The sequence below is a fragment of the Kurthia sibirica genome, from assembly GCF_003143975.1.
Classification (GTDB): domain Bacteria; phylum Bacillota; class Bacilli; order Bacillales_A; family Planococcaceae; genus Kurthia; species Kurthia sibirica.
This window is the reverse complement of the sequence record NZ_QFVR01000030.1, coordinates 1-14,208: the sequence shown is the minus strand read 5'-3', so window position 1 is coordinate 14,208 and position 14,208 is coordinate 1. Positions and strand designations below refer to the sequence as shown.

At 36.4% G+C, this 14,208-nt stretch carries 13 protein-coding genes; 8 read left to right on the top strand and 5 right to left on the bottom strand.

Annotated features, from left to right (window positions below):
- Positions 1-149: 149 nt before the first annotated feature.
- Positions 150-752 carry a DUF4230 domain-containing protein gene (locus tag DEX24_RS15505; protein ID WP_170112969.1) on the bottom strand — a complete coding sequence of 201 codons (603 nt, stop codon included), beginning with the start codon at positions 750-752 and terminating at the stop codon, positions 150-152.
- A gap of 172 nt (positions 753-924) precedes the next feature.
- Here DEX24_RS15505 and thiD point away from each other — a divergent pair, with 172 nt between their 5' ends.
- From thiD to bshB2, 5 genes are all read left to right on the top strand, one after another.
- On the top strand, positions 925-1,776 hold the full coding sequence (gene thiD, locus DEX24_RS15500) for a bifunctional hydroxymethylpyrimidine kinase/phosphomethylpyrimidine kinase (RefSeq protein ID WP_109307303.1): 852 nt from the start codon (positions 925-927) through the stop codon (positions 1,774-1,776).
- Between the two features lie 73 nt (positions 1,777-1,849).
- Positions 1,850-2,572 (top strand): ABC transporter ATP-binding protein, encoded by a 723-nt coding sequence (locus DEX24_RS15495; protein ID WP_109307302.1) that lies wholly within the window; start codon positions 1,850-1,852, stop codon positions 2,570-2,572.
- Complete coding sequence (locus DEX24_RS15490) at positions 2,569-3,576, top strand: ABC transporter permease (RefSeq protein WP_109307301.1); 1,008 nt, start codon at positions 2,569-2,571, stop codon at positions 3,574-3,576. The genes DEX24_RS15495 and DEX24_RS15490 overlap by 4 nt, the downstream gene beginning before the upstream one ends.
- A gap of 138 nt (positions 3,577-3,714) precedes the next feature.
- On the top strand, positions 3,715-4,068 hold the full coding sequence (locus DEX24_RS15485) for a YojF family protein (RefSeq protein WP_109307300.1): 354 nt from the start codon (positions 3,715-3,717) through the stop codon (positions 4,066-4,068).
- 12 nt (positions 4,069-4,080) lie between these two features.
- A complete protein-coding gene (gene bshB2 / locus DEX24_RS15480) occupies positions 4,081-4,776 on the top strand; it encodes a bacillithiol biosynthesis deacetylase BshB2 (RefSeq protein WP_109307299.1) in 696 nt (231 codons plus the stop codon).
- 47 nt (positions 4,777-4,823) lie between these two features.
- Here the strand turns inward: bshB2 and trhA are convergent, their stop codons facing one another.
- Both trhA and DEX24_RS15470 read right to left on the bottom strand, forming a co-directional pair.
- The gene (trhA, locus tag DEX24_RS15475; RefSeq protein ID WP_109307298.1) at positions 4,824-5,465 is read right to left on the bottom strand and encodes a PAQR family membrane homeostasis protein TrhA; all 642 of its coding nucleotides are present in this window, start codon (positions 5,463-5,465) and stop codon (positions 4,824-4,826) included.
- A 306-nt stretch (positions 5,466-5,771) separates the two neighbouring features.
- On the bottom strand, positions 5,772-7,991 hold the full coding sequence (locus tag DEX24_RS15470; RefSeq protein ID WP_109307297.1) for an ATP-dependent helicase: 2,220 nt from the start codon (positions 7,989-7,991) through the stop codon (positions 5,772-5,774).
- 200 nt (positions 7,992-8,191) lie between these two features.
- Between DEX24_RS15470 and ilvA the strand changes: the two genes are divergently transcribed.
- The 3 genes from ilvA (at position 8,192) to DEX24_RS15455 (ending at position 12,899) form a co-directional block, all read left to right on the top strand.
- A complete protein-coding gene (gene ilvA, locus DEX24_RS15465; protein ID WP_109307296.1) occupies positions 8,192-9,454 on the top strand; it encodes a threonine ammonia-lyase IlvA in 1,263 nt (420 codons plus the stop codon).
- Between the two features lie 298 nt (positions 9,455-9,752).
- Positions 9,753-11,372 carry an acyl-CoA dehydrogenase family protein gene (locus DEX24_RS15460; RefSeq protein WP_109307295.1) on the top strand — a complete coding sequence of 540 codons (1,620 nt, stop codon included), beginning with the start codon at positions 9,753-9,755 and terminating at the stop codon, positions 11,370-11,372.
- Positions 11,373-11,399: 27 nt separating this feature from the next.
- Positions 11,400-12,899, top strand: a complete 1,500-nt coding sequence (locus DEX24_RS15455; protein WP_109307294.1) for a class I adenylate-forming enzyme family protein — start codon at positions 11,400-11,402, stop codon at positions 12,897-12,899.
- A gap of 82 nt (positions 12,900-12,981) precedes the next feature.
- Here DEX24_RS15455 and DEX24_RS15450 read toward each other — a convergent pair whose 3' ends face one another.
- Both DEX24_RS15450 and DEX24_RS15445 read right to left on the bottom strand, forming a co-directional pair.
- Positions 12,982-13,548, bottom strand: a complete 567-nt coding sequence (locus DEX24_RS15450; protein ID WP_170112968.1) for a TetR/AcrR family transcriptional regulator — start codon at positions 13,546-13,548, stop codon at positions 12,982-12,984.
- An 88-nt stretch (positions 13,549-13,636) separates the two neighbouring features.
- Entirely contained in the window at positions 13,637-13,963 is a 327-nt protein-coding gene (locus tag DEX24_RS15445) for a hypothetical protein (protein ID WP_109307292.1), read from the bottom strand.
- Positions 13,964-14,208: the final 245 nt, after the last annotated feature.

Below are 14,208 nucleotides of genomic sequence, written 5' to 3'. Positions count from 1 at the left end.
TATCGTAGTCAAATACTCTATTCTTCCATTATAAATGAACATTCTATAAAGCCAATTCATTTGTTGTCCTCCATATAAAAAAAAACGACATCATTACAAGATAGCATTTGTATTGACGTACGTTTAGCATAGTGAAAAATTTTCACTACTTATTTAATTGTGATTGTTGCTTTATAGTTTACGAGACTAAACATATCTTTTAATGATTTTTTAGCATTTATTGCTGCTTGCTCTAACAAACCATTGGCAACGGCTTCTTTCACCATTTCTTCCTGTGCCTCATTTGCTAAACTATATCCTTCTTTAACAGTCGCCTCATCCCTAAATAATCCCTCGGATGAAAAAACTTTTACTTTTGTTAATTCCAACGATGGCTCACCCATTATTTTTGGTTTTGGAATTGTCAATTCAATCGTTTTTTTCTCCTCATTAATTTTGACATCCTCTGCTGTTAAGCCACTTAAATCGACCCCACTTTTGACATGTCCGGGAATGACAACGAGAATATTTTGTTTCGTACCTGGAAAATCGACGCTAATTTCCTTACCAAAAAGCTTATTATTTTCACGTTCTATGACGACTTTTGTATAGGCCTCTGCCGTTGTCAGTTCGTTTAAATTACTAATTTGTTCAACGACTGCGCTAACGGTTTGTTTTTCATTGCTCTCAAAAAACATTTTAGTGAAAAATATCGTTGCGATGACAATGGCAACAAGCCCGATTCCTAGCAACCATTTCATTTTTTTAAACACTGTAAAAACCCCTCTTTTAAAATTCATATCGTTTATTATACGTTACAATTGATAAAAAGTTCGATTTTATTAAACTGACCCTATCAAAAATAAGCGTTTTGACTATGTTATTCTAGTCAGTTTAGTATTAGAATAAAATTATTCAGATTATTAATTTAAAGGAGAGATTTCAATGTCATTAAATAAAACATTAACAATTGCTGGTTCCGACGCTTCAGGTGGTGCTGGCTTAGAAGCTGACCTTAAAGCTTTTGAAGCACACGGCACATACGGTCTTGCTGCCGTAACAGTCATCGCAACAATGGACCCTGATGACAATTGGTCTCATGGCGTTTACACATTGCCACTAGATGTCGTAAAAGCTCAATTAAAAACCACGTTTTCAACAGGTGTAGATGCACTAAAAACAGGGATGTTATCCACGGAAGAAATGATTGTAGCTGTTGGTGAAGAAATCAAACAGTCTGCTGTAAAAAATATTGTCATCGATCCAGTTATGGTGTGCAAAGGGGAAGATGAAGTATTAAACCCTGGTAATGTTGATGCTATGATTAACTATTTGCTCCCACTGGCAACTGTCACTACACCAAATCTTTTCGAGGCGGGCCAACTTGCCGGTATTAAAACGCCTAAAACAATTGCTGAAATGCAAACTGCTGCAGAGAAAATTTACTCTTTAGGCGCTAAAAATATTGTCATCAAAGGCGGGCGGGGCATCGATCATCACAAAGCCTTTGATTTATTCTTTGATGGTCATGACCATTATTTATTAGAAACAGCGAAAGTTGATTCAACTTATAATCACGGCGCTGGTTGTACATTTGCTGCTGCGATTACCGCCAATTTAGCATTGGGTCTCAGCGTTCAAGAGGCCGTTATTGAAGCGAAGGAATTTGTGGCTGCAGGAATTGAGCACGGCTGGAAACTCAACCAATTCGTTGGTCCAGTACTACATGCCGCTAAAAATAAATTTGGTGCTCCAGAAGTAACAATTAAGAAAATCGCTAAATCTTCAACTTTTTAAACTAAAAAGCTTCTGTTTCGGGTAGTAGTTATCCAAGCAGAAGTTTTTTAGTTTATAAAAGGAGATGTATTCAATGAAATTTGCAGTTGAACTCACCAACAGTTCTAAAAAATTTAAGCAAACTATTGTGATTAATGAACTGAGTTTACAAGTCCGAACTGGTATTTTATTTGCATTAATAGGTCCTTCTGGAGGAGGAAAAACAACATTAATCAAAATGATTATGGGGATGTTAAAATCTGATACAGGTACAGTGACTGCATTAAATAAAAAAGTACCGAATAAACAGCTACTTCATGATATTGGTTATATGGCGCAAGCTGATGCACTCTATACTGATTTAACAGGACAAGAGAATCTTGAGTTCTTTGGAAAAATGTATGCTATGTCAAAAAAAGAATTACAAGACAGAATCACCTATGCCTCAAATATTGTAGATTTAGCTGATCATCTATCTAAAAAAGTAGAAGACTACTCTGGTGGGATGAAGCGGAGATTATCTCTTGCTATCGCTCTTATTCAAGATCCCCCTTTGCTCATACTAGATGAGCCAACAGTTGGCATTGACCCCCTTCTTAAATTAAAAATATGGCAGGAACTTACACAATTAAAAAATCAAGGTAAAACAATTTTCGTCACAACACATGCCATGGATGAAGCTGAAAAATGTGATGAAATTGCGATGTTACGCGAAGGCTCGATTATTGCAACAGGTACACCATTTGACTTAAAACAACAGTTTAACGCTGCTGATTTAGATGAAGTATTTTTGCAAGCGGGCGGTGAAACCCAATGAAAACCTTAGCTATGGTTAAACGAATCATTAATCAGTTAAAACGCGATAAACGTACCTTAGCATTATTATTTTTGGCGCCAATGCTCGTTTTAACTTTAATGTATTTCATTTTTGAAAGCGATGATCCTAAAACAACTCTAGTTGTGACAAATGCTCAACCTACAGTCGTTGAACAACTTAAAAAAACATCTTTAACCATTGTTGAAAAAGATCAATATAGTGAATCCAAATTGAAATCATCTGAATATGCTGCTTGGTTAGAGTTTAAAAACCCTTCTAAACTCTATCTATTAAATGCAGAACCTAGTAGCTCTAAAGCAGTTGAGATGGCGATTGCTTCTTTATCCATGCAACCTCAAAAGCAGAAAATGGCGACCACTTATGTATACGGTGATAAAAATACGAAGGTTTTTGATATTTTTAGTCCGATGCTTATCGGATTCTTTGTCTTCTTCTTCGTCTTTTTAATCGCAGGAATGGCTCTATTAAAAGAGCGAACTACCGGTACTTTGGAACGTCTTCTAGCAACACCCATCAAACGTGGAGAGATTATTCTAGGTTATATTATCGGTTTTGGTTTTTTCGCTTTAATACAAACGATCATCATCGTTTTATATGCTGTCTATGTACTGAAGATTGAGTCGGTTGGTTCAATTGGCTATGTATTTTTGATTTGTATTATCGTTGCACTTGTAGCATTATCACTTGGTACATTTTTATCCAGTTTTGCTGCCACCGAGTTTCAAATGGTACAATTTATCCCACTGGTTATTGTTCCACAAGTGTTCTTTTCAGGTATTTTCCCATTAGATAATATGGCAGAATGGCTACAAGGACTTGGACGAATTATGCCAATGTATTATGTTGCTGATGCATTAAATGGTGTTATGTACAAAGGATTTGGTTTTTCAGATATTTGGTTAGATCTATTAATACTACTCGGTTTTTCCGCGATTTTCTTACTATTAAATATGCTCGGTTTAAAAAAATATCGTGCAATTTAACAAAAAACATCTTCCTTTTGTGAAGATGTTTTTTCTTGCGTTAAAAAAATCATTCTATTTTAGCAAGCATACAAATCGCAATTATAGTTCGACAGCCTTATAATATGTAGGAGAAAGTTTTTTGAAGGGAAGATATTAATGGAAATCGTAAATTTAGCTACATTACAACAGTATATCGATTCGTTTGCAGGTAAAGATATTTATATACATTTAGAAACTACTAATGGTGCTTACGCATCACACTTTGATGAAAAAATCTTCAATGCAGGTGCATTCATTCGCAATATCGTCGTCAACTATGAACTTGGTAAAGTTTCTGGTGAGGCCCCTCACCGCGTAGGCCTAAAACTAGCTAATGGTGGTTGGACTTATGCGCAAGGAATTACACATTTTGAATTGGATGGCCAAGGTCGCCTATTAATGGCTGGTTTGGATTATGAAGGAAAGCTTGCGGTTGCACTAGAAATTAGTGAAACACCGTTTGCATACTAGGAGGATTTAAACATGTTACAACAAAAAGAGAGTCAAATATTAGTTGTGTTCCCCCACCCAGATGATGAAGCATTTGGTACTTCAGGAACTTTAGCACAATACGCCAATGCGGGTGTACCCATTACTTATGCATGTCTTACACTTGGTGAAATGGGACGTAACCTCGGTAATCCACCTTTTGCAACACGTGAAACGCTTCCACTGATCCGCAAAGCCGAATTAGAAGCATCAGCTAAAGCAATCGGCATTCAAGATTTACGCATGATGGGCCTACGCGATAAAACAGTTGAGTTTGAAGATGATGAAAAAATGGTACAAATGATGACAAGTTTAATCGATGAATTAAATCCTTCATTAATTATGACTTTTTATCCAAACTATGCTGTGCATCCCGATCATGAAGCAACTGCAAAAGCAGTAGTTCGTGCAGTTCGTCGCATGGCACCAGCTGACCGCCCACGTCTATATGGTTTAGCATTTGCCAATAATACTTTAGCAGAACTAGGTCAACCTGATATTACAAATGATATTCGTGATGTTAAAGAACATAAAATGAATTCGATGAAAGCTCATTCTTCTCAAACTGGTTGGATGATGCAAGAAGAATCGAAGCGAGAAGAAGATGGCGATACAGCTGAACATAATTGGTTCACTGATGAAGGATTCTACTCATATCGTTGGCATGAAGATTTTGAACAATCATTTTAATTACCAAAAAAGCTCTGAAATCAGCCACACTGATTTCAGAGCTTGTTTTATTTGACGAAAAAATAGACTGTACAATACATTGCGACACTACCACCCATGACAAAAACATGCCAAATTGCATGATTAAACGGGATGGTTTTATTTTTATAAAAATACGTGCCGACAGTATAACATAAACCGCCTACTACTAATGTAAGGCAGCCATATATCGTAATTTCAGCGAGTAACGGTTTGAAAAAAAACAGAGCTACCCAACCCATGCCTAAATAAACAAGCAGCGATACTTTTTTAAAGCGATAAACGAAAAATTGCTTGAGTATAATACCAACTATTGCTAGTCCCCATTCAATACCAAAAATAATCCAACCTGTTGTCCCACCTATTGCAATAAGTGCTAAAGGCGTATATGTACCTGCTATTAATAAAAATATAGAGCTATGATCCATTTTCTTTAAAAATGTTTTATGATGTGGCCAACTATGATAAAGTGTTGACGCTACATAAAGTGCAAACATCGACAGGCCAAAAATAATATAACTTAGTAATTCAATTCTTGAGCCATCCTTTACTTTCGGAAGTAATAGCCATGTTGCAGGGATCGTCAAAAAAGCACCCAACCCATGTGTTAACGCATTCCATAATTCTTCTTTTTTACTGTAGCCAACTTGTTCAACTGTAATTTGTTCCATTCATGCCACCTCTTTATCATTTATTATATAAAAATATTGATTATTTTTTAAGTAACAACTGTAATTTTTTACATATGATAATTGTCATAAAAAAGTTACTCTATTTGAGCGTGACATTTATTAACAGGACTGGATAACAAAGCTTAATCACGCGTATTTCTATTACGTACAGATGAATTAACTTCATATATCCCATAAAAAATACACCTTCGAAGAGTTATTAGGTATGCTCTACACCTAAATTCTTTGAAGATGCTTTTTCTTTTTCCTTATCTGAAGTGACAGTTCATTGGTGAATCATGTCATTTATTTTTTTAACGGTCGTAACATGCCCTGCTTCAAACAAAATTCAAGCATAAATTTCTTTGCACCATAATGATCGAAAATAATTTCAATTTCCTCATCATTTATTTGCTTCACATATCCTTGATCATACACTTGGTGCAGCACTACAGTACCTCGTTGAAGCTCATCACGACTTTTAATCGCATCCTTTGGTATATCGCGCACTTTTTTCGTTTGATAACTTTTATTTGTCACGACTGATTTGGATCGTACTACTTCATCTTTCAACACTTTGTCGCTTAACTGTAGCTCACCTACCGCCTCACCGAGCATGATTTTTTTCACATCATCGATAAAAGCCGAAGGGCTAACACTTTCCTCATCTTTCATAGTATATGTTAATAATTCTAAATGATGGCGTGCGCGAGTCATCCCTACATAAAACAACCGAACAGCTTCATCCATTTTTTCACTGTTACCCTCTTTAAAATCCTTCATATCTTCCTTTGAAGGAATAATACCATCGATTAAATCAATCATATAAACACAATCAAATTCGAGTCCCTTTGAACTATGCAGTGTAGAAAGAGTCACAACATTTTCATTTTTATTGAAGCGTGAAGTTTGCATAATCTCTTCTAGGTCTTTCAATCGTTGAGCAAATGCTTCTAGATTAGGTAAGCCTTCTGATAAATGCTCTAGCTGACTAATGGTGCTCAGTAAGTGTTCTTCGTTAAATCCGAGTCGCTCTGCAACATTTTTTAAAGACTTATCGTAGCCAAGTTGCTTACGAATAACGTCAATAGCTTCTTGAGGTGCCATACTATTGATGCTTTTAATCAGTTTTTTTGCTTTGCGTAAAGCTTGTTCTTGATAGGGTGCATGAATATTTTTTTGCAATTGATCAAAGCAAGATGATTGGTCATTAGATGCCAGCAACTGTGTGATTTGTGCTTTTTTAATATAGGCATTCATCTTCGGGTAGATTTTTTCTAAAATATCCACACGGCTATCATTATAGGATAGACGCATAAAGTTCAGCACATCTTCCACAATCCAGTGACGGAAAAATTTCACATCAACATCCTTCATATAAAACGGGATATCTTTTTTCTCTAATTGATCAATTAAACGAATAGCTGAGGCATTATTACGATATAGTACAATCATCTCTTTAGGTGTTGTTGCTTTTTGAATTTCATCCACTAAATAATTAAGTTGCAAATCAAAGCGACGCATATTACGAATTTCTATTTTTTTACCCTGTGGATTTTCAGTAAACATTGTTTTGTCATATCGATTTTTATTCCGTTTAATAAATTGATTGGCTGTATCTACAATTTCCTTCGTCGAGCGGTAATTTTGAGCCATCGTTACTATTTTACCGTTCGCATAAATCGTTTGGAAGTTAAGCAAACGAGAGACGTCTGCTCCACGCCACATAAAAATTGATTGATCATCGTCTGCTACGACACAAAGATTATTTTGTGGCGCTGCTAAAATCTGAACGATTTCATGTTGCACAACAGAATTATCCTGTGATTCGTCTGTCAAAACATAATCATAGAGTTGTTGGTATTTATGGCGCACTACTGTATCATCTCGTAATATTTCATAGCAATAAGTCAACATATCATCAAAATCCACTAATAAATTTTGTGGATTTTGCTTTTTGAATGTATCATATGCCTTATATATTTTTGCTGCCTCACCGATTGAACAGTCAATTTTCCCAAGTTCTGTATCTGATACCATTTTATTTTTGGCAAAGCTTATATAGGATAGAAGTTCATCCATCTCATCTTCTGTTGGTGCTATTTTTCGATGTTCAATAAAAATAGTACGTATAATATTACGTTTATGCAGATAACTACCCTTTTCGCCTTCAATTAGTTGATAATTTATGCTATTCATACGGAAATATTCACGTACGATTTTAAAAGCAAAGCTATGAATCGTTGAAAACTGAACACGCTCCATCGTCAGCGTATGAAAAAACTGTTCAAAACGCGCTTCCATATCACTCGCTGAAGCTTTACTAAATGTAATAGCTAAAATTTTTGAGGCAGGTACTTTTTTTACGAGCATCAAATAACCAATTTTCATATTTAATGTTGTCGTCTTACCCGAACCAGGTGAAGCCAATAGCAATAAAGGACCATCCGCATAACGAACGGCCTGTTTTTGCACTTCATTTAAACGAACATTTGTTAATTCATGCATTTTATCAAAAAAGTTCATACTTCATTTCCTTTCATCAGTCTTTCTTCTATTGTATATTGTATCATTGACACAAAATTTATACAGAGATGTCGTGCTATTTCAGAGCAAACGCTTTCATTTTCTAAATATGCTAAATTTTTTGAATTTACTAATTATTAAAGAGCTTTCTATGTTACAATGAGTCAATACATTTTGACATAATGGGAGGAAAAGCTACTATGACAGTATCTGAAGCAAACACCGTATCAGTAGAAAACGTTCTAATCGCTCATCAATTTTTAAAGGATGTCGTTGCACACACTCCTTTACAAAAAAACGATTATTTATCTGAAAAATATGGGGCCACTGTTTATTTAAAACGTGAAGATTTACAACATGTTCGCTCGTTTAAATTACGTGGCGCTTACTACAAGATTAAGACCATTGAAGAACAAGCTAAAAAACAGGGTGTCGTATGTGCCAGTGCAGGGAATCATGCACAAGGTGTTGCCTATGCCTGTGCACAACTTGGTATTTCAGGTCATATTTTTATGCCAACCACCACACCCAACCAAAAAATTGAGCAAGTAAAAATGTTTGGTAAAGAATTTGTGACTATTATTCTCGCTGGCGATACATTTGATGATTCGGCAAGAAGTGCCCAAGAATTTTCTGAGGAAGGCCAACATTTATTCATTCATCCTTTTGATGATGCGGATATTATTGCCGGACAAGGAACGGTTGCTGTAGAAATTATGAATGATATTGAACGTCCAATTGACTATGTCTTCGGCAGTATTGGTGGAGGCGGTCTTATTGCAGGCATCTCTACTTATATTAAAAATTTATCACCCACCACAAAAGTGATTGGCGTAGAACCATCAGGTGCTGCTAGTATGAAAGAAGCATTTAAACAGCAACAACCAACTTACCTACCAAAAATTGATAAATTTATTGATGGGGCGGCCGTTCAATTAGTCGGGCAGATTACATATAACATCGCTAGCAAATTAGTTGATGATTTGATTACTGTCCCCGAAGGCAAGGTTTGCACAAGTATTTTAGAGCTTTACAATAAACATGCCATCGTTGCAGAACCGGCAGGAGCGATGCCTGTTGCTGCACTCGATTTTTATAAAGAACAAATTAAAGGAAAAACCATCGTGTGTATTATTAGTGGCGGGAATAATGATATTGGGCGCATGCAAGAAATTAAAGAACGTTCTTTAATTCATGAAGGTCTCCTTTATTATTTCATCGTCAATTTCCCACAACGTGCTGGTGCACTTCGTCAATTTTTGGGTGAAGTATTAGGTGTAGATGATGATATTACTACTTTTGAATACACGAAGAAAAACAATAAAGAAAGCGGTCCTGCTCTTGTAGGTATTGAGTTAAAACGAACGGAAGATTATGCTGATTTAGTCGCAAGAATGGATCAAAATGGCTTTGGTTATAAAGAAGTAAATAATGACAGTACATTATTTGCACTACTCGTATAAACAACACTTTGTCAAAGAATATTGATGATGTTTTTAAGTGACTTTCCGCTTGGCCTCTCAAGCGAAGACGAGTACCAGCTGACTACGATTAAATACATTGATTCAGGCTTTGTTTATTGTCCATCGTACAACCCTATACACAATAAAAAACTAGATATAGCTATAGGCTATGTCTAGTTTTTTATTGTGTAACAGTCAATTTCTCTCCTTTAATCACCATTTTTAAAAATAATTAAAAGTGAACAGTGTTTACTTTTAACGTGATACTTGATAGTATTGAAGAACGGAGGTGTTCATAATGACAGAATTAGTACGAGAAACTACCTATTCTTTTAAACCATTTATAGAAAAAAGAAAGCGCTTAAATGACTTGGATAATCCCTTTTTACAGCAACTCTTTTCTACAATTATTGGCGAAAATTATACCATGCTTGAAGATAAATTACGCCCCTTTGTCACACTGACCTCTACTACATGGCGCGATATGACCAATGAAATTGCCCGTCCGGAAAATCAGCCTACAATTCGCCATTACAATGCCTACAATGAACGGATCGATCGCATTGTGCGCCCACAGGAATCACATGATCTGACAGAGGCCATTTTCAATCACGGTCTATTCTCTAACGCTATGCTACCGTATGAAGGAATCATCAAAAGATTTTTTTTATCAGGGAATGGTGAAGCTGGTATTACTTGTCCACTCGCATGTACCGACGGACTAATCGCTCTTATTGAAACCTTCTTAGATGAAGTATCTACTGACGTGAAAAAAATATATGAACATACAAAAAATGGGATAGATGGTCAATTTGCCATCGGTGCACAATTCATGTCTGAAATTCAAGGAGGTTCAAATATACCTGCCAATATTTTACGTGCCGTATCATTAGATGACACGACTTATAAATTATATGGCAACAAATTTTTCTGTTCAGCTATTCATGCAGATTATTCTGTAGTCACAGCACGTGTTGGTGGTACGAGTGATATTGCAACATTTATTGTTCCTACATGGCTTCCAGGGGATCAGGTCAAAGAACAACGAAATGCTCACCGTGTAAATCGTTTGAAATGGAAGATTGGTACGGCAGAATTACCTTCGGGTGAGATTGAATATGAAGGGGCTATCGCGTATCGTGTCGGACCACAAAACCGTGGTGTCGCTCTTGCAGTAAGTATCGTACTCACTCGTTCTCGTTTGGATATTGGTTTTTCTAGCGCTGCATTTGTTATGCGCGCAGCTCGTGAAGCGACATTATATGGGCGCTTTCGACATGTTTTCGATCGAAAAATCGACGAATTCCCTATGGCTGCTGCACAAATTGCCGATTTAAATGATGCTGCACGACGAATGACCGCTACTGCCTTTACAATCTATGAGCGATTTTTGAACAGTGCTGACGACGATACACAAGCGCTTGAATCATTTGCAACGAGAGAAATTATTTTATTACAAAAAATTTATTCTTCTAAAGAGGCCGTAGATCAGCTACGTACAGCTATTTCTATTTTTGGCGGCCATGGTGCGATTGAAGATTTTTCTACTATACCAAGACTATTTAGAGATAGTATGGTCAATGAACTTTGGGAAGGACCACGCAATGTTTTACTAACGCAAGTTTATCGAGATTTGCAAAAATATCAAAAACATTCGTCATTAACAGTTATCCTACAGGCCATGTTCCCACAATTAGATCATATAATAATGGCTAAATATAGTGAAGAAATCACAGCTATTATGCAGATAGATTTAACTGCTATGCCAACAAAAGCCAACCGTCAAGCAGCAAGAAGATGGGAAGTTTTATGGGGTGAATTATTCCTTGCTTATCAACAGGCAATCGTAGATTCATACGATGAAGAGGCTTTATTACCAGAAGAAATTTTAGCATCAATATCATGTAATCTAATGTAATCTATTCTAATACAAGGGGTGTTTTGGATGGGTATTAATATTGGACAGTTGTTAACAAGTCGCCATGTCATGATGGGGGATAAAATTGGATTTATTCGCGAAGAAAAACAATTCACTTTTTCACAAATGAATAATCGAGCAAATGCTTTTGCTGCCTATTTAACTTCACTAACGATTCAAGCTGGGGATAAAATTGCCGTACTTTGCAAAAATAATGAGGATGTAATCGCCGTATTTTTTGGGGCCGCGAAAATAGGTGTCGTAACAGTCGTATTAAACTATCGCCTACAAGTGGCTGAACTCCAATACATCGTCAATAATAGCGATACAAAACTCATCGTTTTTGATCGTCTATTTGAAGAGGCCATCACCGCTTTAAAACCACTGGTAGCAGTTGAAAATTATATATCTCATAGTACTTCACCTAGTCTATCATCTGTTTTTGCACCATTTGCCAAAGAACCACAGCAAATTACCGGTGGTGATGATGCCATATTGATGATGTATACATCGGGTACAACAGGTCGCCCAAAAGGTACTTTACTTTCTCATAATAATTTACAAGCAGCATCCATTGGTTTATCTCATACAATTGACTGGTGGCAAAATGACCGCTTCTTGATGATTGCTCCATTTTTCCATATCGGTGGTTTTGCACCACTCGTAACAAATGTACATACAGGTGCTACGATGGTCTTAATGGAAGATTTCCAACCTGTAGAGGCTTGGAAATTAATCGAGCAAGAAAAAATAACAACGATGATGACAGTACCTACAATGCTTGCTTTTCTGCTGAAAACATACCCGATGATTACGAGTGATTATTCGTCATTACGTTATATTTCCTGCGGTGCTTCAGCTGTTCCGACGCCATTAATTCTCGGCTTCAGAAAAATGGGTATCCCTATCCATCAAGTGTATGGTATTACTGAATATACTGGTGCTGTGACATTTTGGAAAGAAGAACAGCATCCTGAAAAGTTTGATTCTATGGGTAAAATCGTCATGCAAGGTGGCTTGGAAATTCGTGATAGTATGACGAAGAATCAATTACCTCAGGGTAGCATCGGCGAAATTGTACTTACTGGTCCTCAGGTATTTGTCGGATACTATAAAAATGAGGAAGCTTTCCATAGCGTTGTTCAAGATGGTGCATTTTATACTGGGGATGTTGGTTATATCGATAACGATGGTTTCCTCTACGTAGTAGATCGCTTAAAAGATATCATTATCAGTGGCGGTGAAAATATTTATTCTGCTGAATTAGAACTTGCTATGACACAACATCCAGCCATTGCTGAAATTGCTGTCATTGGTGTTCCAAATGAAAAATGGCAGGAAGTACCGCGTGCATACATCGTCCTTCATCCTGATGAGCTCCTTACTGAGGCGGAAGTGATTGCTTTTAGTAAAGAAAAATTGGCTTCCTATAAATCTATAAAAGAAGTTATTTTTGTCGATGAATTACCTCGAAATGCCGTCGGTAAAATATTAAAAACCCATTTAAAAGCTACTACCTCTCAATAAGTTATTAAAAAGTTGAATAGATTGTTTGAACGCAAAAAATGTTAGACCCAATAGAGAAATGGTCTAACATTTTTCTTTTGTCTTAATTTTTTTCGAAGCGCTCTAAATAGAGAGCTAATAATGACAAGGTTTTATTGAGCGCATGCTCGTTTGTAAATACAGGCAGATTTTGATACGTAATAAGAAACCCGTTTAGCGTAGAAAATAGTAATCCGGTTTCTTGCTGAGGATTTTTTATATGACCTAATTTCATAATATTTTCTTTAAATAAATTATAAAGTTGATTCATTTCATCCACAATAATTGTTGATACTGACTCATTATTTGGAGAAATCATAAAATACGTCATCATCTTATACAATGTATTATTGCTGAAAAAATAAATCAAATATCCTTGTGATAATGATTCAATGGTGTCATATTTTTTTAATTCAGTGATGAGTTTTTCATTTTCTTGCTGCATAGCGATTAAAAATAGATGTTGTTGATCATCAAAATATTTGTAAATCAGTGCTGGAGAAACCTCGGCCAACTTAGCAATATCTCGAACACTCACTTCAGCAAATGGCTTTTGACTAAATAAAAGAAGGGCTGCTTCAATCATACTTTGACGATTTTGTCGCTTTTTCAATTCTCTTTTTGACTCCATTATGTCACCTCGATTCATTAAGTATAGTATGGTCATTACTTGTGATTTTTCCCACGAAAAAAAGCCTCTTAGTTTGAGGCTCATTCTTTTAACCGTGATCGTACCCTATTTTACAATTTATATATACTGCATTATACCAAATACCATTCACTTTTTCTTGGGCATAATAATAACCTACACTCGATTTCTTCAAGCGCCATGTTTTCGTATTGTACCCCCTATTCTTTTGTAAGCTTGCTACTACTTTTTTCTCCACACCTGGAGACCATTTATAGGGATTCACAAAAGCTAAATTATGTGTAGCAATATAGGCAATTCGAGCTTTATAGTTAATTTTTGACCAACCAAATAGCTCAGCTTGTACTGCATTTTGGTGATTTTTCCCCTCAGATACAGCACCGATAACCTTTACCACGGTCACCACCCGTAATACGAGGGCACTGAAAAAATCCACTTATGCACAGATAAGCGAGGACAGGAACGAAATTCGTTCCTTGTCCTCGCTTTTCCTAGTAGCCGTTGATTCCGTTCCAGCGGGCGCTTTTCGCGGGCACGGCTCCAGCCTTCTCCCTCGCTTCGCTCAGTCCGGGTGCTTCCGCTCGTGCTGTTCCCGCAGAAGTCGCCGCCTGCACTCCATCAACTTGTACTATTCATGGGTTA